Annotated in this window: 20 protein-coding genes; 14 read left to right on the top strand and 6 right to left on the bottom strand. The window is 70.4% G+C overall.

What is annotated here, in order from left to right; all coding sequences use genetic code 11:
• From ACYVIP_RS30515 to ACYVIP_RS30490, 6 genes are all read left to right on the top strand, one after another.
• The coding region (locus tag ACYVIP_RS30515) for a glycoside hydrolase family 6 protein (protein ID WP_460402563.1) at positions 1–1,333 on the top strand (1,333 nt) is incomplete at its 5' end.
• A gap of 120 nt (positions 1,334–1,453) precedes the next feature.
• Positions 1,454–4,354 (top strand): glycoside hydrolase family 48 protein, encoded by a 2,901-nt coding sequence (locus ACYVIP_RS30510; protein ID WP_460402561.1) that lies wholly within the window; start codon positions 1,454–1,456, stop codon positions 4,352–4,354.
• A 148-nt stretch (positions 4,355–4,502) separates the two neighbouring features.
• The gene (locus ACYVIP_RS30505) at positions 4,503–6,179 is read left to right on the top strand and encodes an endo-1,4-beta-xylanase (protein ID WP_460402559.1); all 1,677 of its coding nucleotides are present in this window, start codon (positions 4,503–4,505) and stop codon (positions 6,177–6,179) included.
• Between the two features lie 184 nt (positions 6,180–6,363).
• Positions 6,364–6,894, top strand: coding sequence for a hypothetical protein (locus tag ACYVIP_RS30500; protein ID WP_460402557.1), 531 nt, complete (start codon positions 6,364–6,366; stop codon positions 6,892–6,894).
• Between the two features lie 76 nt (positions 6,895–6,970).
• The gene (locus ACYVIP_RS30495; RefSeq protein WP_460402555.1) at positions 6,971–8,671 is read left to right on the top strand and encodes a WXG100 family type VII secretion target; all 1,701 of its coding nucleotides are present in this window, start codon (positions 6,971–6,973) and stop codon (positions 8,669–8,671) included.
• A complete protein-coding gene (locus ACYVIP_RS30490; RefSeq protein WP_460402553.1) occupies positions 8,668–9,456 on the top strand; it encodes an ESX secretion-associated protein EspG in 789 nt (262 codons plus the stop codon). The genes ACYVIP_RS30495 and ACYVIP_RS30490 overlap by 4 nt, the downstream gene beginning before the upstream one ends.
• Before the next feature lie 6 nt (positions 9,457–9,462).
• Here the strand turns inward: ACYVIP_RS30490 and ACYVIP_RS30485 are convergent, their stop codons facing one another.
• On the bottom strand, positions 9,463–10,080 hold the full coding sequence (locus ACYVIP_RS30485; RefSeq protein WP_460402551.1) for a helix-turn-helix transcriptional regulator: 618 nt from the start codon (positions 10,078–10,080) through the stop codon (positions 9,463–9,465).
• 26 nt (positions 10,081–10,106) lie between these two features.
• On the bottom strand, positions 10,107–10,724 hold the full coding sequence (locus ACYVIP_RS30480) for a helix-turn-helix transcriptional regulator (protein ID WP_460402549.1): 618 nt from the start codon (positions 10,722–10,724) through the stop codon (positions 10,107–10,109).
• A gap of 202 nt (positions 10,725–10,926) precedes the next feature.
• Between ACYVIP_RS30480 and ACYVIP_RS30475 the strand changes: the two genes are divergently transcribed.
• Positions 10,927–11,751, top strand: coding sequence for an aldo/keto reductase (locus ACYVIP_RS30475; RefSeq protein WP_460402547.1), 825 nt, complete (start codon positions 10,927–10,929; stop codon positions 11,749–11,751).
• Between the two features lie 39 nt (positions 11,752–11,790).
• On the top strand, positions 11,791–12,222 hold the full coding sequence (locus ACYVIP_RS30470; RefSeq protein ID WP_460402545.1) for an uL11 family ribosomal protein: 432 nt from the start codon (positions 11,791–11,793) through the stop codon (positions 12,220–12,222).
• 42 nt (positions 12,223–12,264) lie between these two features.
• On the opposite strand, the gene ACYVIP_RS30465 is transcribed toward ACYVIP_RS30470, so the two are convergent.
• Both ACYVIP_RS30465 and ACYVIP_RS30460 read right to left on the bottom strand, forming a co-directional pair.
• Positions 12,265–14,091, bottom strand: a complete 1,827-nt coding sequence (locus ACYVIP_RS30465; protein WP_460402543.1) for a rhamnogalacturonan lyase — start codon at positions 14,089–14,091, stop codon at positions 12,265–12,267.
• Between the two features lie 14 nt (positions 14,092–14,105).
• Positions 14,106–16,397, bottom strand: a complete 2,292-nt coding sequence (locus ACYVIP_RS30460; RefSeq protein ID WP_460402541.1) for a WD40/YVTN/BNR-like repeat-containing protein — start codon at positions 16,395–16,397, stop codon at positions 14,106–14,108.
• A 369-nt stretch (positions 16,398–16,766) separates the two neighbouring features.
• On the opposite strand from ACYVIP_RS30460, the gene ACYVIP_RS30455 reads away from it, so the two are divergent.
• From ACYVIP_RS30455 to ACYVIP_RS30445, 3 genes are read left to right on the top strand one after another with little or no spacing between them, the layout of a single operon-like run.
• On the top strand, positions 16,767–18,251 hold the full coding sequence (locus ACYVIP_RS30455) for a family 43 glycosylhydrolase (RefSeq protein ID WP_460402539.1): 1,485 nt from the start codon (positions 16,767–16,769) through the stop codon (positions 18,249–18,251).
• Positions 18,252–18,276: 25 nt separating this feature from the next.
• Entirely contained in the window at positions 18,277–19,245 is a 969-nt protein-coding gene (locus tag ACYVIP_RS30450; protein ID WP_460402537.1) for an arabinan endo-1,5-alpha-L-arabinosidase, read from the top strand.
• Positions 19,246–19,267: 22 nt separating this feature from the next.
• Positions 19,268–20,071: a glycoside hydrolase gene (locus ACYVIP_RS30445; RefSeq protein WP_460402535.1), complete on the top strand. Its 804-nt coding sequence runs from the start codon at positions 19,268–19,270 to the stop codon at positions 20,069–20,071.
• Here the strand turns inward: ACYVIP_RS30445 and ACYVIP_RS30440 are convergent.
• Positions 20,047–20,445 carry a VOC family protein gene (locus tag ACYVIP_RS30440; protein WP_460402533.1) on the bottom strand — a complete coding sequence of 133 codons (399 nt, stop codon included), beginning with the start codon at positions 20,443–20,445 and terminating at the stop codon, positions 20,047–20,049. The genes ACYVIP_RS30445 and ACYVIP_RS30440 overlap by 25 nt on opposite strands.
• Positions 20,446–20,532: 87 nt before the next feature.
• Here ACYVIP_RS30440 and ACYVIP_RS30435 point away from each other — a divergent pair, with 87 nt between their 5' ends.
• Positions 20,533–20,838 carry an antibiotic biosynthesis monooxygenase family protein gene (locus tag ACYVIP_RS30435; RefSeq protein WP_460402531.1) on the top strand — a complete coding sequence of 102 codons (306 nt, stop codon included), beginning with the start codon at positions 20,533–20,535 and terminating at the stop codon, positions 20,836–20,838.
• 6 nt (positions 20,839–20,844) lie between these two features.
• Here the strand turns inward: ACYVIP_RS30435 and ACYVIP_RS30430 are convergent, their stop codons facing one another.
• Positions 20,845–22,392: an MFS transporter gene (locus tag ACYVIP_RS30430; RefSeq protein ID WP_460402529.1), complete on the bottom strand. Its 1,548-nt coding sequence runs from the start codon at positions 22,390–22,392 to the stop codon at positions 20,845–20,847.
• Positions 22,393–22,500: 108 nt separating this feature from the next.
• Here ACYVIP_RS30430 and ACYVIP_RS30425 point away from each other — a divergent pair, with 108 nt between their 5' ends.
• Together ACYVIP_RS30425 and ACYVIP_RS30420 are read left to right on the top strand one after the other, a co-directional pair.
• A complete protein-coding gene (locus ACYVIP_RS30425) occupies positions 22,501–23,346 on the top strand; it encodes an NTP transferase domain-containing protein (RefSeq protein ID WP_460402527.1) in 846 nt (281 codons plus the stop codon).
• A gap of 116 nt (positions 23,347–23,462) precedes the next feature.
• Positions 23,463–25,265, top strand: coding sequence for an aldehyde ferredoxin oxidoreductase family protein (locus tag ACYVIP_RS30420; RefSeq protein WP_460402525.1), 1,803 nt, complete (start codon positions 23,463–23,465; stop codon positions 25,263–25,265).
• Positions 25,266–25,276 lie beyond the last annotated feature (11 nt).

The following is a 25,276-nucleotide window of genomic DNA, read 5'->3' as shown; positions in this document are numbered from 1 at the left end:
GCCGGCCAACTTCACCCTCAACGGCACCGCCTGCACCGGTGAGGACCCCGGCCCAGGACCCGACCCCGACCCCGACCCGAACAAGGCCAACAACCCCTACGTCGGCGCCGGGGTGTACGTCAACCCCGACTGGTCGACCCGCGCCAGCCAGGAGTCCGGCGGTAGCCGGATCGCCAACCAGCCGACCGGGGTGTGGATGGACCGCATCGCGGCGATCAGCGGCACCGCCACCGGCCGAGGACTGGTGGCCCACCTCGACGAAGCCGTGCGCCAGTCCGCCGGCAACCCGCTGGTCTTCCAGGTCGTCATCTACAACCTCCCCGGCCGGGACTGCGCCGCGCTGGCGTCCAACGGCGAGCTCGGCGCGACCGACCTCGGCCGGTACAAGACCGAGTACATCGACCCGATCGCCGCGATCCTGGCCCGCCCGGCCTACGCGAACCTGCGGATCGTGACGGTCATCGAGATCGACTCGCTGCCGAACCTGGTCACCAACGTCTCGCCGCGCGAGACGGCCACGCCGCAGTGCGACACCATGAAGGCCAACGGCAACTACGTCAAGGGCGTCGGCTACGCGCTGGGCAAGCTCGGCGACATCCCCAACGTCTACAACTACGTCGACGCCGGACACCACGGCTGGATCGGCTGGGACGACAACTTCACCCCGTCCATCCAGCTGATGTGCCAGGCGGCCAACGCCGAGGGCGCTACCCCGGCCGACGTGTGGGGCTTCATCGCCAACACCGCCAACTACAGCGTGCTGCGCGAGGAGTTCTTCACCATCAGCACCTCGGTGGGCGGCCGGCCGGTCAGGGAGAACTCCGACTGGATCTCCTACAACCGCTACGTCGACGAGCTGACCTTCGCCCAGGCGTTCCGGTCCGGCGCCGACTCGCAGTGCTTCGACGCCAACATCGGCATGCTGATCGACACCTCGCGCAACGGTTGGGGCGGCTCGGAACGTCCGACCGCCGCGAGCACGTCGACCGACCCGAACACCTTCGTCGACGAGTCGCGCCTCGACCGCAGGTTCAACTCCGGCAACTGGTGCAACCAGACCGGAGCCGGCCTCGGCGAGCGGCCACGGGCGAACCCGGCGACCGGGATCGACGCCTACGTCTGGATCAAGCCGCCGGGTGAGTCCGACGGCTCGAGTCGGGAGATCGACAACGACGAGGGCAAGGGCTTCGACCGGATGTGCGACCCCACCTACGAGGGCAACCCGCGCAACCAGAACAACATGTCCGGCGCGCTGGACGACGCACCGGTGTCGGGACACTGGTTCTCGTCGCAGTTCCAGGAGCTCATGGCGAACGCGTACCCGCCGCTGTAAGCACCTGACCAACCGAAGAGGCCGCCCCGCACCCCGTGTGCGGGGCGGCGTTCGGGGCACTGTTGTCGGGGCGGTGCCCATTCCCCGATCTCGTACACCTCTTGGCACATCGGAGAACACATGAGACCCCGACGTTTGGGAGCGCTCTCGGCCGGAATCGCCTCACTGGCACTCATCGCCACCACCGTCCCAGCCAGCTCGGAGATCGGCGCGCGGGCGGTCGCGTGCACGGTGGACTACAACGTCACCAGTTGGAGCACCGGGTTCACCGCCCGGCTCCAGATCAACAACCTCGGCGACGCCGTGTCCGGGTGGACACTCGGCTTCTCCTTCCCCGGCAACCAACAGGTCACCCTGCCCGGCTGGAGCGCCAACTGGTCGCAGTCCGGCGCGAACGTGACCGCGACCAACCTCGCGTGGAACGGCAACCTCGGCTCCGGCGCGTCCACCGAGATCGGGTTCAACGGCACCTACTCCGGCAGCAACCAGCCGCCGGCCAACTTCACCCTCAACGGCACCGCCTGCACCGGCGACAACGCCGGGCCGACGGTGAGCCTGACCCAGCCGGCCACCGGCGCCACCTACACCGCCGGGTCGAGCATCCCGCTGGCCGCGACCGCGGCCGACGCCGACGGCTCGGTCGACCGGGTCGAGTTCTACGCCGGCAGCACTCTCATCGGCACCGACACCGCCAGCCCGTACACCGGAACCTGGGCCAACGCCCCGGCCGGCAACCACGTGCTGATCGCCAGGGCCCACGACGACCAGGACGCGTTCACCAACTCCACCCCGGTGGACGTCACCGTCACGCCGAACACCGGGCCGTCGGTGGTCGCCACCCCGGCCGCGATCAGCGTGCCGGAGGGCAGCACCGCGAACGTCGCGGTCCGGCTTTCCGCCCAGCCAAGCGGAAACGTCACGGTGACCACCGCGCGCACCGCGGGCGACACCGACCTGACCGTGCAGACCGGCGCGACCAGAACGTTCACCACCAGCAACTGGAACACGGCGCAGACGGTGACGTTGGCCGCGGCCGAGGACACCGACAACGCCAACGGCACCGCGACGTTCACCGCGAGCGCGACCGGCCAGACCTCGGCGACCATCAGCGCCACCGAGGCCGACAACGACCAGTCCAGCTACGTGCAGCGGTTCGTCGCGCTCTACGACAAGATCAAGAACCCGGCCAACGGCTACTTCTCCAGCCACAACCCGCCGATTCCCTACCACTCGGTGGAGACGCTGATCGTGGAGGCGCCGGACTACGGGCACGTGACCACCTCGGAGGCGTTCAGCTACTGGATCTGGCTGGAGGCCCAGTACGGCCAGGTGACCCAGGACTGGACCAGGTTCAACCAGGCCTGGACCTCGATGGAGACCCACATCATCCCGACCGCGGCCGACCAGCCGAGCAACGCCGGGTACAACCCGGCCGACCCGGCGACCTACGCGCCGGAGGAGGACCTGCCGAGCGACTACCCGGTGCCGCTGGACGCCAACGTGGCCCCTGGCAACGACCCGCTGGCCGGGGAGTTGCAGAGCACGTACGGCACCAGGGACATCTACGGCATGCACTGGCTGCTCGATGTGGACAACCGCTACGGCTATGGCAGGCGCGGCAACGGCACCGGCAGTCCGTCCTATATCAACACCTTCCAGCGCGGGCCGCAGGAGTCGGTGTGGGAGACGGTGCCGCACCCGTCGTGGGAGAGCTTCAACGACGGTGGCACCAACGGGTTCCTGCCGCTGTTCGTCGACGACGCGCAGTACGCGACGCAGTGGCGCTACACCAACGCACCGGACGCGGACGCGCGCGCGGTGCAGGCGGCCTACTGGGCGCTGCAGTGGGCGACCGCGCAGGGCAACCAGTCGCAGATCTCGACCACCCTCACCAAGGCCGCGAAGATGGGTGACTACCTGCGGTACTCCATGTACGACAAGTACTTCAAGAAGATCGGCAACTGCGTCGGCCCGGCGGCCTGTGCGGCCGGCAACGGCAAGGACAGCGCGCACTACCTGATGTCCTGGTACTACGCCTGGGGCGGCGCGACCACCGGTGGCTGGGCGTGGCGGATCGGGTCCAGCCAGTCCCACTTCGGCTACCAGAACCCGTTGGCCGCCTACGCGTTGGCCAACGTGCCGGCGCTGCGGCCGCAGTCGCCGAGCGCGGTGACCGACTGGTCGACCAGCCTCACCCGGCAGTTGGAGTTCTACCGCTGGCTGCAGTCCGCTGAGGGCGGCATCGCCGGTGGCGCGACCAACAGCTGGCGCGGCCGGTACGACACGCCACCCAGTGGCACGGCGACGTTCTACGGCATGTTCTACGACTGGCAGCCGGTCTACCACGACCCGCCGAGCAACCGGTGGTTCGGCATGCAGGCGTGGTCGATGGAGCGCATCGCCGAGCTGTACAACCAGACCGGCAACGCCACGGCGAAGACGTTGCTGGACAAGTGGGTGCCGTGGGCGATCGCCAACACCACGGTGAACGCGGCCCAGGGCACCTGGTCCATTCCGGACAATCTCACGTGGACTGGCCAGCCGGACAACTGGAACGCGCAGAACCCGGGTGCCAACAACAACCTGCACGTCACGGTCGCCACCCATGGCCAGGACGTCGGGATCACCGCGGCGCTGGCGAAGACGCTGATGCACTACGCGTCCGAGTCGGGCAACACCGCGGCGCGGGACATGGCCAAGAACCTGCTCGACGCGATGTGGGCGGCGCCCAACCAGGACAGCCGAGGCATCGCGGTGACCGAGACCAGAGGCGACTACGACCGGTTCGACGATCCGGTCTACGTGCCGAGCGGGTTCAGCGGCACCATGGCCAACGGCGACACGATCAACAGTCAGTCGACGTTCATCGGCCTGCGGTCGTGGTACCGCGACGACCAGGCGTGGCCGCAGGTGCAGAGCTACCTGTCCGGTGGGTCCGAACCCAGCTTCCGGTACCACCGGTTCTGGGCACAGGCCGACCTGGCGATGGCACTGGCCGAGTACGGCAGGCTCTTCCCCTGACCCGGAGGGTGTGGCCCGGCCGGCGACCCACGTTGGGCCACACCCTCCGGCCCAGCGCGGCGAAGCGACCCTTCGCCGCGCTGGGCATTGGGACATATGGCGGCGGGAACTGGACCTGAGATCGGAACCAAGGGTCGGGAGGCCTGAGATGTTGATGAGAAAGGTGCTCACCGCCGCGAGCTGTCTCGCGATCGGTGTGCTCGGAACAGTGGTCGCGGCCACCCCGGCGCAGGCGTCGGGGCCGTTGCAGTCCCACGCGGCGGCCAGGGGCAAGTTCGTCGGCACCGCGGTGGACACCAACGAGCTGAGTGACGCGCCCTATCTGTCCGCTGTGGACAGTGAGTTCGGTCAGCTGACGCCGGCCAACGCGATGAAGTGGGACGCCCTGCAACCGAACCAGGGCGGGTTCAGCTACAACCGGGCGGACCAGATCGTCGCGCTGGCCCAACAGAACGGCCAGACCGTGCGCGGCCACACCCTGGTCTGGCACAGCCAAACCCCCGGCTGGGTACAGAACCTGGACGCGACTGCCATGCGCAACGCGATGCGCACGCACATCTCCACCGTGATGGACCGCTACGAGGGCGACATCTACGCCTGGGACGTGGTCAACGAGCCGCTCAACGAGGACGGCTCGCTGCGCAACTCGTTCTGGTTGCAGCGCCTCGGCGAGAGCTACATCGCCGACGCGTTCCGCGCGGCCCGCGCGGCCGACCCGAACGCCAAGCTGTACATCAACGACTACAACACCGACGGCCTCGGCGCCAAGAGCGACGGCATGTACCGGTTGGTGGACAGCCTGCTCGACCAGGGCGTGCCGATCGACGGCGTCGGGTTCCAGGGCCATCTCGCCGTGCAGTACGGGTTCCCGAGCCAGATGCAGCAGAACCTGCAGCGCTTCGCCGACCTCGGGCTGGACGTGGCGATCACCGAGCTGGACGTGCGCATGCAGCTGCCGTCGGACTCGAACAAGGTGAGCACGCAGAACACCTACTACCGCAACGCGGTGAACGCCTGCCTCGGCGTCACCCGGTGCGTCGGGGTGACCTTCTGGGGCTACACCGACAAGTACTCCTGGATCCCGAGCGCCTTCCCCGGTGAGGGCTCGGCGCACATGGCCGACTCGAACCTGCAGCGCAAACAGGCCTACACCGCCGTGCACGACGCCCTCGCCGGCGGCAGCAGCGGCGACACCACCCCGCCGTCGGCCCCGGGCACCCCGAGCGCGGCCAGCGTGACCGCGACCGGTGCGGCGTTGTCGTGGTCGGCGTCCACCGACACCGGCGGCAGCGGGCTGGCCGGCTACAACGTCTACCGCGAACAGGGCACCACCGACGCGTTGCTCGGTCAGGCAACCACGAACTCGACCACGCTGACCGGGTTGACGCCCAGCACCCAGTACGAGGTGTACGTGCGGGCGCGGGACGGCGCCGGCAACCTGTCCACGTCCTCGGCGACGGTCGCGTTCACCACGCTGGAGGGCACCGGCGCCGGTCCATGCCGGGTCGCCTACAGCGCGTCGGACTGGGGCGGCGGTGGCGGGTTCACCGCCAGCGTGGCCATCACCAACACCGGCTCGAGCGCGGTCAGCGCGTGGACGCTGGCGTTCAGCTTCCCCGGCAGTCAGCGGCTGACCCCGCCCGGCTGGTCCGCCACCTGGACGCAGGCCTCCGGCAGCGCGGCGGTGACCGCGACGAACCTGAGCTGGAACGGGAACATCGCGCCGAACGCGACGGTGAGCGTCGGCTTCAACGGCACCTACAGCGGGTCGAACCCGGCACCGACCGCGTTCACGCTCAACGGCGCCACCTGCGCCACGGCATAACCGGGCCACGCCCCGGCGACGGCGCCCGCCATCCCACACGGAGGCGGGCGCCGTCACCCGTTCGGGGGACAAGGGCAAACCTGGATGGTCGATCCGGCAAACACAGCCCGTACTGGCATGATCGCAGAGCCGGAAAAGAACAGACTGTGCTGCAGACGCGCGCCTGAGCCAAGGAGATACTCACGTGGTCGCACTCAGCGATGCCAACCTCCCCGAGCGCCTCGCCCCCACCATGCGCGACGCCGTGCCGAGGGAGGACGCCCCGCTGGCCGAGGAGCCGCAGGTCGCGGGGATGCTACGGATGGCCAACGCGGTCACCATGGTGCGGGACTCGGTCGACTCCGGCCGCCTGCGGCTCGACCCGGAGGAGGCGGAGCGCCTGCTCACCGCGCTGCGCGAGCAGCAGGACGCCGTGGATCTCGCGGTGCGGCGGCTGCACAGCCTCGCCCGCCCCGTGCCGCTGGGCACCAACCCGGTGGCCAGCGCGATGGAGGGAAAGTTCTGGAGCCGCGCCGCGGTGGACGGCGAGCCGGTCGGCACGGACGCCGAGCCACCCCCCACCGACCGGTCGTTGACGAAGATGCTCGGCAAGTACCGGCAGACCCTCGCCGAGGCCGAGACGGCCGTGCGGGAGGCGGTACAGGCCTACCGCACGCTCGACGACGACAACGCCACGCGCTTCCGGCGGCTGGCGTCCGACGAGGGCGCCTCGTGAGTGAGGCCGTGACCGAACATCTCATCGGGATCTCATCGGGCGACCGTGCACGGCGCCCAGCCAGCGAGGGGCAGTCATGAGTGACGAGCTATCGGTTGACCAGCGTGCCATGGTCGCGGACCTGGTCGGCCTCACCGGCGCGGACCCGGTGCTGACCGAGTCGCACAACTGGGCCGGGTACACCCACCAGGCCCTCTACGAAGGGGTGCACGGCAACAACGATCCCGGCGCGGCCACCCAGCTCGCCGCCGAGTGGGCGACGACCAGCAACAGCATGCTGGAGTCGTCGCTGTCGATGATCGACGTCGTCAAGGCGAGCGCGGGCGCCTGGGAGGGCGAGGCGGCCACCGCCACCAGGAAGGCGCTCGACAGCCTCGGTGAGTGGGGCGCGAACACCTCGGCCATCTCGTTGCGCGTCTCCAAGCAGCTCGACGAGCAGGCGACGATCATGGCCGAGGCCAAGGCGGCCATGCCGGAGCCGGTCGACTTCGACCTCGCGACCGAGGTCGCCAAGGTCAACAGCCAGCCGACCCTGGCGGGGTTCGTGCAGTCGCTCAACGACCTGCACGCCGGGCACGCCAAGGCGACCAACGCGCAGAGCGAGGCCGTCGCGGTGATGTCCAGGATGGAGGAGCGGTCCAGGAGCGTCGACCAGTCCATCCCGGTGTTCGCCGCGCCGCCGGACCCGATCTCCCGCACCACCGCGCGCAACCTGGCGCGGCCGGTCACGCCGCAGGAGAACGGCGTCCCCAGTGAACAGCTGTCGGCCAGGATCCTGGCCGAAGGGCAGTCGCCGCAGAACGGGGTGGCGCCCACCCCGTTCAACCAGGTCACGCAACCGGGTGCGGTCGCGCCGACCCCGTTCAACCAGGCCATCCCTGGTGGCGACGGGACCACCACGGCGTCCTCCACGCCCTTCGCGCCGGCGGCGTCGCTGCCCGGCGCCGGTGACCCGAACGCGTTGCGCGTCCCGCCGGGGTCCCCGGCGCTGCCGACCACGCCGGCCGGTGGCCCCGGTGGCGTTGGCGGGTGGCAGCCGCCGATGCCGACCATGCCGTCCTCGACCATCCCGCAGGTCTCGATGCCGAGGTCGATGGACTCGCCGACGATCTCGATGCCGTCGCCGCCCAAGCCGGGTGGTCCCAACAGCAGCACGACCGTGTCCGGGTTCAACCCGGCGATTCCCGGCGGCCGGCCGCCCGGCGCGCCGAACCTGCCCACCTCCCAGCGCCCAGGGGGCTACGACCCGTCGCTGCCCTACGGGCCGCCCGGTGGCCCGCGTGCGTTCGGGCCCAACGGTCCCAGCGGTCGCAACAACCCCAGCAACCCCAACCTTCCCCCTGGCGGCGTGCAGAACCCGAACAATCCCAACCTCCCCGGGCGCGGGTTCGGCCCAGGGGGCACCAACCCCGGTGGCGGACCCGGCATGGGCACCGGTGGTGGTGGCGGTATGCCGCCCAGGGGCGTCAACCTGCCGGGCGGTGGCCCGGGGGGCGGCATGGGCGGTGCCGGCACGCCGGCGAACGCCGGTGCCGGCCAGCCCGGCATGCGCGGCCCCGGCGAACTGGCGAACAGCCGGTTCGGCGGTTCGATCGGTGGCGCGCCGGGACAGGGCGGCGGCATGTCGCCTGGCATGGGTGGGGGACGCGGTCAGGGCGATGACGACAAGGAACGGTCGTCCGCGTACCGCGTCGACGAGGACCTGTTCGAGGTGCCCGGCGTCGACCTGCCGCCGTCGGTGATCGGCGGCAAGAAGCCCAAGCAGGATGATTCGTGAGCGGATCCGTGCTCGTCCTCTCGGCCAAGCACGTCGATCTGCTGCTCGAGGTGCTCGACCTGCCGAGGCCGCCGTACCCGCTGACCGTGCCGAGCGTCGGACTGACCGCCACCGAGCGCAAAGAGCTGACCGCCGAGATGTTCGTCGAGCTCGCCGACCGCGGGCTCGCGACCGGCACCAAACCCGGTCCGCTCATCGCGTCCACATTGGACACGCTGTGCCGGTACCGGATCGCCCTGGACGTCGTCGGCTATGTGGACGGTGAGCCGGCGATGGCCGTCGCCGTCGTCGGCGACTCCGGCGGGCTGCTCGCCGTGCAGCACGAGGACCGCGTCCGGATGACCGAGATCAGGCCGACGGCACAGGTGTCCGCACTGGTTGGCGTGCTGCCACAGGGAAAGCCGGGCACCGCGTCGCCGATGACCGTGTCCTACCGGGCGGTGCAGAGCGCGGCCGGCGAGGGTTCGGCGCTGGACGACCCGTTCGACGACGATGACGAGCGGGTGACGCTGACCAGGGCCGGGGTGTCCACAAAGGACGCATCGACGCTGACCACGCTGGCCGCCGACCGGATCGGCGGCGGCCAGTTCGGCGTCACCGTGCCGAGCGGGAGGTCCAGCCGGACCTACCGCTCGCCGCGCCCGGTGTGCTGGTCGGACACCAAACACGGCCGCTACCTCGTGGTGCGCGAGGACGACTGGCTCAGCGTCTCGCCGGCCGACAACGACCGCATCGAGCACCGGGTCGCCCGGCTGGTCACCGAGGCCACGGCACAGGCCAGCTGACTCGGCTCAACACGCCCCGGAGCGCACGGCGAAGGCCACGGCGTGCGCCCGGTGGCGGAGCCCGTGTCTGGTCATCAGCGAGGCCAGCACGGCCTTCACCGTGCGCACCGAGTAGGACAGCTTCGCCGCGATCTCGGTGGTGTCGAAGCCCTCCGCGATCAGGGCGAGCACGTCGGTCTCCCGCTGGGTGAGGCCGAAGACGGTGAGCCCGTGGGCCGGCAGCACGCGCTCGCGCACCCGAGCCAGCTCGGCCACCAGCTCGCCCTGCAGCCTTGCCGGGAAGTTCGCGGTGCCGTCGCCCGCCGACAGCACGGCGCGCACCAGGTCCGCGCCCGTGCTCGCCCGCAGCGGCAGCACCGCGACGACCCCGCAGTGCACGGCCCGCAGCAGGCCGGTGGCCGGCAGGTCGTCGGTCACCAGCACGCCGTGGCGGGTGCGCCCGTCCGGTTCGAGCACGCCGAGGTGAGCCTGGGTGACGCGCGGCTCGGCGAGCACCACCACGCCGGCGCTGGCCGAGTCCGCGGCCGGGACGAGCCGGATCTCGGGCCGGCTGCGCAGACAGGCCACGGCGCCCGCGTACAGCAGCGGATCCGTCGCGTGCACCACAACGGTCTGTTCGGTCATCCGCGCGCTGCCTCTCTGTTCTCCGGTCACACCAGCCCGGTGCGCACGGCGTACGCCACCGCGTGCGCCTGGTTGCGCAGGTTCAGCCTGCGGACCAGGCCGTAGACGATGTTGCGCACCGTCCGCTCCGAGCAGGCCAACTCGCCCGCGATGTCCTCGATCCGCAGGCCGTCGGCGAGCAGTCGCAGCACGGTCAGCTCACGTTGGCTGAGCTCGGCCTGCGCGGGGCCGACCGGTCGCTGTTCGAGACGGAGCGCGGCGAGGGTCTGTTCCTGGTCGGCGCCCGCGAGCGCCGCCGCGGCCACCACCCGGCGCGCCAACTCCGCCGGCGGGCAGTGCCTCGGGACCACGGAGACTACTCGCCTGGCGGCCAGCGCGGTGAGGTCGCCCGTGCGGTCGGCCGCCTGGTCTGACGCGTGGTCGGAGACCAGAACCGTTGGCACGTCGGGAACCCTGGCCCACAGCTCGGCGGGGACGGTCTCGGTCAGCCAGCCGGGAGCGAGCACGGCGACGTCCGGGTCGTCCTGCCGGGATGTTTCTGGCAGGACGGTGATCTGCGCGTGGTCCCGCAGGGTCGTCGCCAGCCCGAGTCTGCTCAGTGCGTCGGTGGTGATGACGAGCACCTGGATTCGCGACCCAGGCATGTGGGTTTACCCCCGGTTGTATTAGGTCTGTCTTTGTTTAGCTGGAAACGTGCGTGCCGTCAAGGCGCAACTTCGCTGTGAGCGACCTTATGGCTACACCGGGGCCACCAAAACTACGCAACCGACCCCACCCATCGACACTCCGTAGTCGCTGCGGGCACCGTGGGCCGACCCGGCGGCTGGGCACGTAGGGTCGCGGGTGATGACTACCTTCCAGATCGGTGGCGACCTGACCGTCGGCCGGCTCGGGTTCGGCGCGATGCACCTGCCGGCCGAGCCGGCCGCCGACCGCGCGGCGGCCATCGCGCTCGCCCGGCGGGCCGTCGAGCTCGGCGTGACCCTGATCGACACCGCCCACCTCTACGGTGGCGGCGCCAACGAGGAGCTGCTCGCCGAGGCGCTGTACCCGTACCCGGACGATCTGCTGGTCACCACCAAGGTCGGCTTCACCCGCACCGGGCCCGGCGGCGAGTGGCGATCCGACGGCCGGCCGTCGTCGCTGCGCGACCAGGTCGACGCCGGCCTGCGCCGGCTGCGGCTGGAGCGGATCGAACTGCTGCAGCTCCATCGGATCGACCAGGACACCCCGTTGGCCGACCAGCTCGGCGCACTGGCCGAACTGCGCGACGAAGGCAAGATCGGCCGGATCGGGCTGTCCGAGGTCACTGTCGAGGAACTGGGCGCCGCGCGCGAGCTGGTGACGGTGGCCAGCGTGCAGAACCGGTACAACGTGCTCGACCGCGAGCACGAGCCGGTGCTGGCGGCCTGCGCGGCGGCGGGCATCGCGTTCCTGCCGTGGCGGCCGGTGGCCTGGGGCAAGCTGGCCGAGCAGGCGGCGATCGCCGAGGTGGCCGCCGAGGTCGGCGCCACGCCGACGCAGGTGTCGCTCGCCTGGCTGCTCGACCACTCCCCGGTGATGCTCCCGATTCCCGGTACCGCGCGGATCGCCCACCTCGAGGAGAACGTCGCGGCGGGCCGGGTCGAGCTGACCCCGACACACCGCGACCGGCTCGACGCGCTGAACTGACTTGAGTCTCTCGTTACGGCAGACTTTAGCGTCCGGCGCATGCCACCGAAAAAAGCGAAGAAGCAGACGTTCCGGATAACCCTCGAGCTGCCGGCGGGCGACGCGCCGATGGTCGACCTCGGCAAGATGCTGGGACAGACCGGCGTGAACCTGGTCGAGGTGAAGCGCGCCTACGACACCAGCACGGCCGGTCAGCGCGGTGACGTGGTGCCCGTCGTGGTCTCGGTCTTCGATGACCGCTCGTTCGAGCTGCTCCTCAAGTCCCCGCCGACGGCGTTCCTGATCAGGAAGACCTTGGGCGGCAAGGGCTCCGATCGACCCGGGCACCGCGGCGCCGGCGCGCTCACCACCGAACAGCTGCGGGCGATCGCGCAGCGGAAGCTGCCCGACCTCAACACCACCGACCTCGAGGCCGCGATGCGGACGATCGCGGGCACCGCCCGCTCGATGGGAGTGTCCGTAGTGGACTGAGAACTGGCCACGTGCGCGCACGTGGCCAGTTCTCCCGTCCGGTCAGCCGATCGCGAAACTGGGATGCGGCGGCTGGTTGTAGGCGGTGTTCTGCCAGGCGACCGCCACCCGGTACTGCCGGTCCTGCATCAGCGACGGCCGGGAGATGTTCGTGGAGTCCGTCGTCGAGTAGATCCGCAGGGCACGGTTGTCCGACGTGCGCCAGATGACCTCCTCACGCCAGTCACCGAGGATGTCGGCCGACAGCGCCGGGGTGGCCTTGGTGCCGTTGTTGGACGCCACCCCAGAACCGGTCAGCAGGCGGGTGTCCCCGCCGGTGCCGTACTTGTCGATGTTCGTGCCGTCCAACAGCTCCCGCTGGGCGTCGCCGTCCCACCAGATCACGAAGTTGGCCGACCCCGGCTTGCGGCTGGCCACCTGGTTTCCGTTGGTACCGCTGCGCAGGCCGGACACCGAGTTGGACCACGCCTCCGCGCCGGCGTTGCCCGACCAGATGTCCGCCGCGACGCCCCGGCCGTTGTCGCAGTTGCAGGCGGCCGCGCTCCAGATGATCTGTCCGGTCCTGGCATCGCCCATCCAGTGTGCCGGGTTGCTCCCGGACTCCGACGGTTTGAACACCTCAAGTCCGGACCGGGACGGGATGAAGTCGCCGACGTGGTAGGCGTCGCCGTGCTGGGTGTTGTTCTGCCACAGCCCCCAACCGTTGTCGTCCACCGCCATCGAGCCGTACATGATCTCGTCCCGGCCGTCACCGTCCACATCGGCCACTGAGAGCTGGTGGTTGCCCTTTCCGGTCCACGCCGAACCGTTGGTCGACGAGTTGGAGTCGAACGTCCAGCGCCGGGTCAGCGCGCCGTTGCGGAAGTCCCACGCGACCACCACCGAACGGGTGTAGTAGCCGCGCGCCATGATGATGCTCGGCTGCGAACCGTCCACATAGGCCGTGCCGGCCAGGAAACGGTCCACCCGGTTGCCGTAGCTGTCGCCCCAGGACGCGACGTTCCCGCGCGGGACGACGTAGTCGGCGGTGGCCAGCACGGCGCCGTCGGTGCCCCGGAACACCGAGAGGAACTCCGGTCCGGACAGGATGTAGCCGCTGGAGTTGCGGTAGTCCGCACTCGAGCTGCCGATGACCTGCCCGGTGCCCGACCGGGTGCCGTCCGCGGTCTTCACCGCGACCTCGGCCCGGCCGTCGCCGTCGTAGTCGAACACCTGGAACTGCGTGTAGTGCGCGCCGGCGCGGATGTTGCGCCCGAGGTCGATCCGCCACAACCTGGTGCCGTTGAGCCGATACGCGTCCAGGTAGGTGTTCCCGGTGTACCCGGACTGCGAGTTGTCCTTGGCGTTGGTCGGATCCCACTTCAGCACGATCTCGTACTGCCCGTCGCCGTCGAGGTCGCCGACACTGGCGTCGTTGGCCACGTAGCTGTAGTTCTCGCCGGAGGGCGTGGTGCCGCTCGGCGGGATCTGCAACGGCACGTCCATCGAGTCGGCGGCGAACACCAGCGAGTCCGTTGAGGACTGTGCGCGCCGCTCGACGCCGGCCACCACCGGGGCCACGGTGTAGACCGCGCCGCGCGGCGCACCGAGGTCGTGGTAGCTGGTCGCGCCGGTGACCGGGGTGGGGTTCACCTTCGTGGTACCGCGGTAGACGTTGAACGCGACCCCGTCCGGGTCGTCGGCCAGCAGCCGCCAGCTGACGAAGTTCCCCGCCGAGGACCGCACGCTGATCAGGCCGCGGTCGAGTTGGTCCACACTGACCTGTTCGCCGGTCGCCGGCTCGCCTGCCTGTGCCGGGGAGGTGGCGACCACCAGCGCGCCGAGCAACCCGCCGGCCAGGCCCAACGCGATTCGCCGTGTTCTTCGCATGGCTCTGGTTCCCTTCAGCTCGCGCGGTCGCCGTAGATGACGCCGCGGCCGTTGGTGCCGAGATAGACCCGGCCGTACACGCGCGGGTCGCCGGTGAGGGCCTCGCCCGCGTTGCCGTACTGGTGGCGGTCGTCGTTGATCCGCACCCAGTTGGCGCCGGCGTCGTCGGAGCGGTACACCCCGGTGACACCGCCGATCGTGGCCACCGTGTAGACGGCCTGGTAGCTCTGTCCCGGTGCCGGCGCGCCGAAGCCGACGTTGACCGCACTGGACACAGTGGACTGTTTGGTGAAGGTGGTGCCGCCGTCGATCGAGTGGAACAGGCCGGTGTCGCCCGCCAGCCAGAGGTCGCCCTCGCGGCCGGGAACCGCCTTGAACTTCACTCCGGTGCTGGGCAGCCCGCTGGCCGAGGTCGCGGTGAACGTGGCGCCGCCGTTGGTCGAGCGGTAGAGCCGGCCGCCGCTGAACCCGTAGAAGGTGTTCGCGTTCACCCGGTCGGACTCCACCACCGCGCCGGTCGGCAGGCCCTGGGACTGGGTCCACGAGTTGCCGAAGCCGACCGAGTAGTGCACCGGCTGGCCGACCGGCGCCCACACGAACCGGCTGCCGTCGGCCGCGGCGGCCACCGTGCCACCCTCGTTGACACCGCCGGGTTCGGTGCCCTGGAACCAGTTCGCGCCGCCGTCGGTGGAGAACGCGACATGGCTGTCGTTGGGCCGGTCGGCGTCGGCGAAGTTGCCGGCCCGCACCATCACCCCCGGACTGCGCTCGGCGTAGTCCAGGCTGGTGGTGCTGGTGAAGTTCGGCTGGACGAAGATCGTGGACGGCACGGCGGTGAGGTTGTTGTGCCGGAAGCCGCCGATGTCCCCGAGCCCGGAGATCAGCGGTGCGCCGCTCGGCGGGCTGATCAGGTCGAGTACCGCGGTCTCCTCCAGCCCGGCGGCCATCGGCCGGATGGTGATCTGCGACCCACTGTCCCAGTTGGACAGGTTGGTGGTGCCGTACACGGTGGCGCCGGTGCCGTACATCAGCCGGTTGGAGTTGTGTGGGTCGATCTCCAGCGACTCGGTCATCCAGCCCAGTTTCGGTGTCACCTCGGGAGGTTGTGGGTTGCCGCCGAAGGTCAGCCACGGCGAGGACGAGATGTCCATCGTGTACCGGAAGCTGCGGTTGGGATAGTTCGTCCAGTCCCAGATCCGCGTCCAGGTGGCGCCGCCGTCGGTGCTGCGGAAGAAGATCACGTCCGGCCACCAGGAGATCTGGGTGGCCACCATGAGGGTGTTCGGATGCTGCCGGTCGATGGTCAGGCCGGCGTAGCCGAAGTAGGCGTCGCCGCTGCTGGATGGGATCGGGCTGATCTGGGTCCAGGTCCCGGTGTTGGTGTCGAGCTTCCACACGTCGCCCTTGCCACCGTCGTACGGGCCGCCGGTGTCGCTGGTCGCGATGTACAGCAGCCCGTTCGCCTCGTCCAGCACTACCTTGTGTGCCAGGTAACCGGTCGGCTGGCCGGCCACCCGCTGCCAGGACGCGCCGGCGTCGGTGCTGCGGTAGACGGTGTTCTGCAGGTCGGCCACGCCGACGTAGATGTCCGGTGTCGGCCTGCCGGAGCTGCCGCTCGACTTGTCGAAGGTCACCCACACCACGCCCGGCCGGTGGGACAGATAACCGTTGGCGTCGTTGGGATCCTGGGCCCAGTTGCCCGGGTTGGGGAACGCGGTCACCCGCGACCAGGTCACGCCATGGTCGGTGCTGCGCCACAGGCCGTTGCCCTCCGGCGCGCCGAGGTAGAGCACGCGGTTGTCGTTGGGGTCAACGACCAGCCGTTCGCCCATGCCGCGACCGGGCATGTTCCCGCCCAGCTTGAACGGCAACCGGCTGACCTGCCAGTTCGCCCCTCGGTCCGCGGAGCGCAGGATGGCGCCGTTGTTCGGGTCCCAGCTGTTGGTGTACATCCCGGCCGCGGCGTAGACCCGGTTGGGGTCCACGGCGTCGGTGGCCAGGCTGACCACGCCGTTGAACCCCCAGTCGGCCCAGCCGACCCAGTCCAGCAGCGGGGTCCAGCGCTGGGTGCTCTGGGTCCACCGGTACGCGCCGCCGATGTCGGTGCGGGCGTAGATCAGGTTCGGTTCGGTGCGGTTGAACACGATGCCGGGGACGAACCCGCCGCCGGCGATCTCGACGTTGCGAAAGGTGTAGTTCTCGGCGGCCGGCGCCGGGGCGGTCGGGGCCGCGCCTGCCTGCGGCACCATCAGCAGGGAGGCCGATAACGCCGTGGCGGCCAGCAGGTGCACGAGGGTGGTCCGCATGATCTACCACTTCCCTGTGGGATTGATCTTGGCGAGTGTGGGAGCGCTCCCAGAACGGGTGAACAAATTGTTAGCACCCGACTGCGAGGGGTGTCAACGGTCGGCGCTCATCGGCGTGACGTGCGGCGATGGGTCGAGGTGCGCGGAGAAATTATCGTTCGCAAATCAGGTCCGGCACGAGGATGTGAACGTTAACATGAAAACCGCAGTTGGGAGCGCTCTCACTCGACGGGCGTGGGGGACGGTCCGAGGGTGACCGAACGGCCGCGGGTGATCACGGACGGTTGACGGGTTTCGTCGGCCGGCTTTACCTTCGGTCAGGCAAACGCTTTCCTCCGTCGTCGTTCGCCAGCACCCGAGGGGGCAACGATGCCTCGATCCCCGCTCCGCCGCGCACTGCTGGCGGTGACCGCGATCCTGGCGGTCTCGTCGGTGGTGAGCCCGGCGTCGGCGGCTCCGGTGGAGCTGGCCAAGGCCGGGCAGCCGTACACCAACCCGATCAAGGCGCAGAAGGGCGCCGATCCGTGGCTGGAGTACTACCAGGGCAACTACTACCTGGTCACCACGTCGTGGACCTCGGTGTTGACCATGCGCAGGTCGCCGACCCTGGCGGGCCTGGCGACCGCGCCGAGCGTGCAGGTGTGGGCGAGCGACGACGCGTCGCGGTGCTGCAACTACTGGGCGCCGGAGCTGCGGCTGGCCAACGGCCGCTGGTACCTGTACTTCAGCGGCGGCCCGGCCGGCGAGGACTACGTCCGCAACCAGCGCACGCACGTGCTGGAGAGCGCGGGCACGGACCCACTCGGCCCGTACACCTACAAGAACAAGCTGTTCGCGCCGGGCAACGACGTCGGCCTGATCGACGGCAGCGTGCTCGAGCTCGGCGGGCGGCGCTACTTCCTCGGCAGCGTCTGGGGCTCGACGCAGAACGTGGTGATCGCGCCGATGAGCAACCCGTACACCGTCAGCGGCGCGCTCACCACGATCTCCACCCCGACCCATTCCTGGGAACGCCAGGACGGCACGGTCAACGAGGGCCCGGAACCGTTGCAGCGCGACGGTCGTACGTTCATCGTGTACTCGGCGAGCGCGTGCTGGGGCCCGAACTACAAGCTGGGGCTGCTGACCCACAACGGCGGCGACCCGCTGTCGGCGTCCTCGTGGGTCAAGTCGGCCCAGCCGGTGTTCCAGCGCGCCGACGGCAACGGGGTGTACGGCCCGGGGCACAACGGTTTCTTCACCTCGCCGGACGGCACGGAGAGCTGGATCGTCTACCACGCCAACGACTCGGCGAGCGACGGCTGTGACAACAACCGGACCACCCGCGCGCAGCGGTTCACCTGGAACGCCGACGGCACACCGAACTTCGGCACGCCGGCGCGGCTGGGCAGCACGCTGGACGGGCCGTCCGGGGAGACCGCGGCCACGCCGTCGAGCTACACGATCGTCAACCGCAACAGCGGCAAGTGCCTGCAGATCGCCGGCGGCTCGACCGCCGACGGCGCGGCCACCCAGCAGGCGAGCTGTACCGGGACGAGCGGCCAGCGCTGGCGGTTCGATGACCAGGCCGACGACACCAGCCGGCTGGTCAACGTCGGCAGCGGCAAGGTGCTCGACGTCGCGGACTGCGGCACCGCCGACGGCACGGCCATGCGGCAGTGGTCGTGGCTGAACAACACCTGCCAACGGTTCCGGCCGGTGGTGGTCGATCAGGGCGGCTGGGTGCGGCTGATGAACGTCAACAGCGGCAAGGTCGCCGACGTCGCCGACTGCGGCACCGGTGACGGCGTCGCCGTGCGCCAGTGGAGCTGGCTGAACAACACCTGCCAGCAGTGGCGCCTGCAGCCGGCGTAAGGCCGGATACGAAGGGAGATCGACGATGAGGACCGCTGCCGGCCTGCTCGCCGTGCTGCTCGGATTCGTGCTCGCACCGGCGACCGCCTCCTCGGCGGTGGCCGCCGACTATCCCAATCCCGGGCTGGTGACCGGGGATGTCGCCGTGCACGACCCGGCGATGGTCCGGGCGCCGGACGGCACCTACATCCTGGTGTCCACCGGCGACGGTCTGGACATCCGCACCTCGACCGACCGGATCGCGTTCCGCCGGGTGGGCGCGGTGTGGCCCAACGGCGCGTCCTGGACGCTGCCGTTCACCGGCGGCAGCCGCCACCTGTGGGCGCCGGACCTGACCTACCGCAATGGACAGTTCTATCTGTACTACTCGGCGTCCACGTTCGGGTCCCGCAACTCGGCGATCTTCCTCGCCACCAGCCCGACCGCGATGCCGGGCACCTGGACCAACCGCGGGCTGATCGTGCAGACCAGTAATTCGAGCGACCACAACGCGATCGACCCGAACCTCGTGGTGGACACCGGCGGCGGCTGGTGGTTGTCCTACGGCTCGTTCTGGTCGGGCATCAAGCTGATCCGGCTTGACCCGTCCTCCGGCCAGCTGCACCCGACCGACCGGACGCGGTACAACATCGCCAGCAGGCCCAACGCCGGTGGCGCGATCGAGGCGCCGTTCATCGTGCACCGCGAGGGCTACTACTACCTGTTCGCCGCGTTCGACTACTGCTGCCGGGGGACCGACAGCACCTATCGGGTCATGGTCGGCCGGTCGACGTCGATCACCGGCCCGTACACCGACCGCAACGGCGCGGCCATGACCAACGGCGGCGGGTCCGAGGTCGTGGCCAGCCACGGCGACATCCGGGGACCGGGGCATCCGGCGCTGCTGGCGGACTCGGACGGCTGGCTGCTGATCTACCACTACTACACCTCCAGCGGGAGTCGCCTCGGCGTCAACCTCGTCGGCTGGAGCGGCGGCTGGCCGGCTATCTACTGAGGACTCAAGGAAGGGGTGTGCCGTGCCGCACAGCAGAAGGAAGTTCCTGGTCGCCGGAGGTGCCGGCCTCGCCGGTGCCGCGATCGCCGGCCCGCCCGCACACGCGGCCGCGTGGGAGACCGTGATCAGCGGCTCGTTCGCCGACCGCGGCGCGCTGGAGACGTACTGGAACTACCGGTATCCGTGGGGGTCGGACCACAACGGCACCGCCAGGATGTACGCGAGCTCGTCGGACATCAACCACGTGTACCTGGAGAGCTCGGGTGTGCTGGCGATCAAGGCGACCAGGATCAACTGGGACGAGGGCAACAGCTCGGCCGACCCGTACCTGCCCATTCGCTACCATTCCGGTGCCCTGCACGCCAAGCAGCACGTGCTGGTGAACGACCAGTTCCCCAACTGGGAGGTGAAGGGCGAGTTCCAGGCGCCGTCCGCGCTGGGGACCTGGCCGGCGTTCTGGCTGACCGGGGTGAACAGCTGGCCGCCGGAGAGCGACATCCTGGAGTTCAAGGGCGACAGCCGGAACTGGTTCAACACCTACCGCAATGCCAGTGGTGGCTGGTCGAACTCGATTGTCTCGGTGTCCAATCCCGGTGGCTGGCACGGTTATCGCGCGTGGATCACCAAGGTGAACGCCACCGACGTGGACATCCACTACTACCTCGACGGGAACTGGGTCGGCCAGCACCGGGGAGCGAACTTCGTCAACAGTCCACTGTGGATAATCATCAACCTGCAGATGGAGGGCTCGTCCGGGTCGCCCGGCCCGACCTCGGACACCTACTACAAGGCCCGCAACGTCTACGTCGGCCGGTCGCGGGTGTGAGCTGACCGGGGTTCGGTGCGCAGTAGGCAGAACTCGTTGCCCTCGGGGTCGGCCAGCACGACGAACGGCTCGTCGCCGGTCTGGCCGACGTCGGCGGGGCGCGCGCCGAGCCCGATGAGTCGGGCCACCTCGGCTTCGACGTCGCCGTCCACCGGACGCAGGTCGGGATGACAGTGGAGTTTGCCGTTCTTCGGCTCGCCGGTTGGCTGCAGCCACAGGGTCGGCGCGTGGCCGGCCGCGCCGCCCGGTGAGTAGAGCATGGCCGAGCCGTCGTGATCGTGTTCGGCGGTGTAGCCGAGGGCGCGCGACCAGAAGTCGATCATCAGGTCCACGTCTCGTACGTCGAGGGTCCACTGCGCGAATCTGATCGTCATGCCCGCTGACGTACCCCGTGTGGATGCCCGTCAATCCGCTCCGGAACCCCGCGCCGGTACTGTTGGCATCTGCCGAAGGGAGCGGAGATGATCGCTCGGGTGTGGCGGGGCTGGGCACCCGCCGAGACGGCCGACGAGTACCAGCGACACTACGACAACGAGGTCGCCGCGCACCTGACCGGCGTGCACGGCTTCCTCGGCGCCCGGCTGCTGCGCCGCACCGAGGACGCCGAGGTCGCGTTTACGTCGATCACGTTCTTCACCAGCATGCGGGCCGTCCGCGAGTTCGCCGGCCCGCACCCGGATCTCGCGGTGGTCGAGGAAGCGGCCCAACGCGTGCTGTCCCACTGGGACAAGGAAGTCAGCCACCACGACGTGGTGGCCGACCTCTGAGCGTCCCTACCGGGCGAGCGCGGGCTCCTCGACCGGTTCGGCGGTCACGGTCTCGTCGCGCCGGGCGCGCAGCGCGATCATGCCGACGACCGCGAACACCACCACGACCGCCGCCCCGACACCGGCGACCAGGTGCAGGCCACTGGTGAACGCCTCCCGCGCCGGCCCGAGCAGGCTCGCCGCGAGCTGGTCGTCCAGGCCGGCGGCCACGTTCGCCGCGCCGGCCATGCTCTCCGCCGCCTCGGTCGCCGCGCCGGCGGGCACCTGCGTCGGGACCGTCAGCTCGCCGCGGTAGACGGCCGTCGCGATGCTGCCGAACACCGCGATGCCCATCGCGATCCCGAACTCGCCGCAGGTCTCCGACAGCGACGACGCCGCGCCGGCCTTCCTCGGCGGCACCGAGCCGATCACCATCTCGGTGCACAGCACGCCCTGTGGGCCCATGCCGAAGGACGCCACCGACATCCCCAACACCAGCAGCGTCGCCCCGTTGCCCGCGTCGAGCTGGGTGAACAGCGCGATCCCGGCCGCCGCGACGAGCATGCCGAAGCCGAGCACGAACTCCGGCCGGAACCGCCTGGCCAGCCTCGGCGCGATCAGCGAGCCGATCACCACGGCGATGGCCTGGGGCACCAGCAGCAGTCCCGCCTCGGCCGCGCTCAGCCCTTCCACCAGCTGCAGGTACTGGCTGACCAGCAGGAACACCCCGCCCATGGTCACCGCGCCGACCACCATGATGCACAGCGCCGCGCTGAAGGTCCGGTTGCGGAACAGGGCGAGGTCCAGCATCGGCTCGGTCAGCCGCCGCTGCCGGCGGACGAACACCGTGCCGACGCCGAGGCCGACGACCAGCGACAGCAGGTTGACCGCGTCGGGGCCGTTCTTGGCCAGCTCCTTCAACGCGAAGACGACCGGCAGGATGGCGGCCAGCGACAGCCCGACACTGGGCAGGTCCAGCCGGCCGGCGTGCTCGTCGCGGTACTCCGGCAGCAGCAGCGGCGCGGTGACCAGCAGCAACACCATCACCGGCACGGCCATCAGGAACACCGCGCCCCACCAGGCCACGCTCAGGATCAGGCCGCCGACCACCGGGCCGAGCACCATCCCGCCCATGAAGCAGCTCATCCACACCGCGATGGCCGTGCCGCGCTGCCTCGGGTTCTGGAACATGTTGCTGATCAGCGCCAGCGTCGAGGGCATCAGCGTCGCGCCGGCCACCCCGAGCAGCGCCCGCGCCCCGATCAGCATCGCCGGGCTGGTCGCGAACGCGGCCACCACCGACGCCAGCCCGAACGCGGCGCCGCCGATCATCAGGAGTTTCCGGCGGCCGATCCGGTCGCCCAACGTGCCCATGGTCACCAGGAAGCCGGCGACCAGGAAGCCGTAGATGTCGATGATCCAGAGCAGCTCCGTGCCGCTCGGGCGCAGGTCAGCCGCCAGGTGCGGCACCGCGAGGTGCAGCACGCTCATGTCGAGCGACAGCAGCAGGGTCGGTAGCGCGAGGACGGCGAGCCCAGTCCACTCTCGGCGTCCGGCCTTCGTCTCCAGCGTCATGGGGTGTCCTCGTGGTCGATGTCATGGTCGGTTCACCTACAAGTCGAGTCAGCCGACCGCCGTTCGACATCGGGCCCGAAGTTTTTTTCGATGGCTACGATCGGCAGCGTGGTAACCGCAGCGGGTGTCGTGCTGGTCGGCGGGCGGTCCTCCCGCATGGGTGAGTCGAAGGCCGGGCTGGCCTGGCACGGCTCGACGCTGCTCTACCGCGCGGCCTCGGTGCTGGCCAGGACGGTCGACGGCCCGGTGGTCGTGGTGGCCGCGCCCGGCCAGCCGCTGCCCGAGCTGCCGGCCGGGGTCGGGGTCGTCCAGGACCCGGTCGAGGGGCTCGGGCCGATGCAGGGGCTCGCGGCCGGGCTGGCCGCGGTGGCCGACCGGGCGGCCGCGGCGTTCGTCTGCTCCACCGACCTGCCCTTCCTGCACCCGGCCTACATCCGGCGGGTCCTGCGGGCGCTCACCGAGGGCGTCGACGTCGTGCTGCCGCTGGCGCGGGGCTACCGCCAGCCGCTGGCCGCGGCCTACCGGACCGGCCTGGCCGACCTGGTCACCAAGCTCATCGCGGCGGGCAACCTGCGGCCGGGCATGATCTTCGAGCACTGCGCGGTGACCCGGCTCGAGGACGCCGACCTACTGGCCGACGCCGACCTCGCCCGGCACGATCCCGAGCTGGACTCGGTACTCAACGTCAACACCCCGGCGGACTACGCGGCCGCCCGTGACCGGCCGCCACCGGCGGTGGTCGTGGAGTGCTTCGGCGCGCTGGCCAAGGGCGGTGCGCACCGGCCGCGGGAGGTGGCCGCGGCCACGATCGGCGCCGCCGCGGCCGCGGTCGGCCTCACCCTCGACCGGCATGTGGTGGCCGCGGTGAACGGCGACCAGGTCACCCGGGAGGCCAGGTTGCCGCTGGTCGCCGGCGACACCGTGGCCTTCCTCTCGGCCGACGCCGGCGGATGAGCATCCAGTGCAGTGAAGGAGCCCTTCGCTGCGCCCAGTGCAGTGAAGGGACCCTTCGCTGCGTCCGGTGGAGTGAAGGGACCCTTCGCTGCGAGGGGGTGCGTACAGTCGGGCACATGGCCGCTGGTGGGTTCTTCGGGCGGGCGTTGGTGGTGGACGTCCGCGGGGACCGGGCTGCGGGAACGCCGCTCGACCTGGACGACCAGGTGCTGCGCCGTTATCTCGGCGGGGTCGGACTCGGCACCTGGCTGATGCACCGCCTCGCCCCGCCGGGGGTGGACCCGCTCGCCCCTGAAGCGCCACTCGCGTTCGTGTTCTCCTCGCTGGTCGGCACGCCGCTGACGACCAGCGCCAAGTTCGCCGTGGTGGCGAAGTCCCCGCTCACCGGGCTGCTCACCGACGCGCTGGCCTCCAGCCAGTTCGCCATCGCCGGCAAGCTGACCGGGCACGACGCGATCGTCATCACCGGCCGGGCCGACCAGCTCTCGGTGCTGCTCGTCGACGGCGACGGCGCCCGCCTCGAACCGGCCCCCGACCTCGCCGGCCTGCCCGCCGCCGAGGCGGAAACCGTTGCCCGGCAACGTTTCGGCCGGGGCTGGCGGACCGCGGCGATCGGCCCGGCCGGCGAGCGCGGGGTGCGGTACGCGACCATCAGCCACGACGGCCGGCACGCGGGCCGGGGCGGGCTCGGCGCCGTGCTCGGCGCGAAGAACATCAAGGCGGTGCTCGTGCGCGCCGCCGCCAAGGTCGACGTCGCCGACCATGCCGGGGTGCTCGCCGCCGCCAAGGACCTGCGCGCCCGCAGCTTCGGCCCGGCCACCGCGAAGTACCGCGAGCTGGGCACGCTGGCGAACCTGCTGGCGTTCAACGCGGTCAGCACGCTGCCCACCCGCAACTTCACCGCGGCGACCTTCGACGGCGCGGCCAACCTGGCCGCCGAGGAACTGCACGAGATGCGCGGCGTGGCCCGCAACAGCTGCGCGTCCTGCTCCATCGGCTGCGAGCACATCTACTCCCGCAAGGGCGGCGGCAGCCAGCGGATGGAGTACGAGAACGTGTTCGCGCTCGGTCCGCTGTGCGGGGTGTCCGACGCCGACGACGTGTTCGCCGCGAGCGCGCGCTGCGACGAGCTCGGTATCGACACCATCTCCGCCGGCGGCACGATCGCCTGGGCCATGGAGTGCGTCGAGCGTGGGCTGATCGACGAGCCGTGGCTGCGGTTCGGCGACGGGGCGGCGCTGCTGCGCGCGCTGAACGCGATCGGTGAGCGCACCCCGGGCATCGGTGAGCTGCTCGCGCACGGTTCGCGGCACGCCGCCGGGCTGGTCGGCCACGGCTCGCTGGCGTTCGCGCCGCAGGTCAAGGGCCTTGAGCTGCCCGGATACGAGCCGCGCAGCCTGCAGGCGATGGCGCTTGGCCTCGCGGTGAACGCGCGCGGCGCCGACCACAACCGCTCCGGCGCCTATGAGGCCGACCTGTCCGGCGACCTGGACCGGTTCGACGGCGGCGCGGCGCACGTCGCGGCCGCGGTGGACACCGAGGACCGGGCCGCGGTGATGGACTCGATGATCCTGTGCAAGTTCCTGCGCGGGGTGTTCGAGGACCCGTTCACCGAGTGGGCCAGGCTGTTGGCCCTGGTCACCGGCTGGGACCTGGACGCGACCGAGCTGCGGGCCGCCGCGCGGCGGATCGTGCGCGCCAAGCGGGCGTTCAACGTGCGCGAGGGCGCCACCCCGGCCGACGACACGCTGCCGCCCCGGATGCTGGCCACGCCGCTGGAACTCGGCTCTGGGCGCACGGCGACGTTGAGCGCCGAACGACTGGCGTCGATGGTGGCCGGGTACTACGTGGCACGAGGGCTGGACGAGCAGGGCAGGGTGGTGCCGGGTGATCTGGCGGATCTGTTGCTCGAGGCTTGACGCCCAGGAGC

This window comes from Actinophytocola sediminis (assembly GCF_054779715.1).
The sequence above is the reverse complement of the archived record's forward strand: the minus strand, read 5'-3'. Positions and strand labels throughout refer to the sequence as shown.

Excerpts from the sequence above, each read along its gene's own strand:
- ACYVIP_RS30435 (WP_460402531.1), top strand. The coding sequence starts at position 20,533 with ATGATCGCTCGGGTGTGGCGGGGCTGGGCACCCGCCGAGACGGCCGAC.
- ACYVIP_RS30455 (WP_460402539.1), top strand. The coding sequence starts at position 16,767 with ATGCCTCGATCCCCGCTCCGCCGCGCACTGCTGGCGGTGACCGCGATC.
- ACYVIP_RS30450 (WP_460402537.1), top strand. The coding sequence starts at position 18,277 with ATGAGGACCGCTGCCGGCCTGCTCGCCGTGCTGCTCGGATTCGTGCTC.
- ACYVIP_RS30430 (WP_460402529.1), bottom strand. The coding sequence starts at position 22,392 with ATGACGCTGGAGACGAAGGCCGGACGCCGAGAGTGGACTGGGCTCGCC.
- ACYVIP_RS30495 (WP_460402555.1), top strand. The coding sequence starts at position 6,971 with ATGAGTGACGAGCTATCGGTTGACCAGCGTGCCATGGTCGCGGACCTG.
- ACYVIP_RS30510 (WP_460402561.1), top strand. The coding sequence starts at position 1,454 with ATGAGACCCCGACGTTTGGGAGCGCTCTCGGCCGGAATCGCCTCACTG.
- ACYVIP_RS30465 (WP_460402543.1), bottom strand. The coding sequence starts at position 14,091 with ATGCGAAGAACACGGCGAATCGCGTTGGGCCTGGCCGGCGGGTTGCTC.
- ACYVIP_RS30475 (WP_460402547.1), top strand. The coding sequence starts at position 10,927 with ATGACTACCTTCCAGATCGGTGGCGACCTGACCGTCGGCCGGCTCGGG.
- ACYVIP_RS30440 (WP_460402533.1), bottom strand. The coding sequence starts at position 20,445 with ATGACGATCAGATTCGCGCAGTGGACCCTCGACGTACGAGACGTGGAC.
- ACYVIP_RS30460 (WP_460402541.1), bottom strand. The coding sequence starts at position 16,397 with ATGCGGACCACCCTCGTGCACCTGCTGGCCGCCACGGCGTTATCGGCC.
- ACYVIP_RS30470 (WP_460402545.1), top strand. The coding sequence starts at position 11,791 with ATGCCACCGAAAAAAGCGAAGAAGCAGACGTTCCGGATAACCCTCGAG.
- ACYVIP_RS30505 (WP_460402559.1), top strand. The coding sequence starts at position 4,503 with ATGTTGATGAGAAAGGTGCTCACCGCCGCGAGCTGTCTCGCGATCGGT.
- ACYVIP_RS30485 (WP_460402551.1), bottom strand. The coding sequence starts at position 10,080 with ATGACCGAACAGACCGTTGTGGTGCACGCGACGGATCCGCTGCTGTAC.
- ACYVIP_RS30480 (WP_460402549.1), bottom strand. The coding sequence starts at position 10,724 with ATGCCTGGGTCGCGAATCCAGGTGCTCGTCATCACCACCGACGCACTG.
- ACYVIP_RS30420 (WP_460402525.1), top strand. The coding sequence starts at position 23,463 with ATGGCCGCTGGTGGGTTCTTCGGGCGGGCGTTGGTGGTGGACGTCCGC.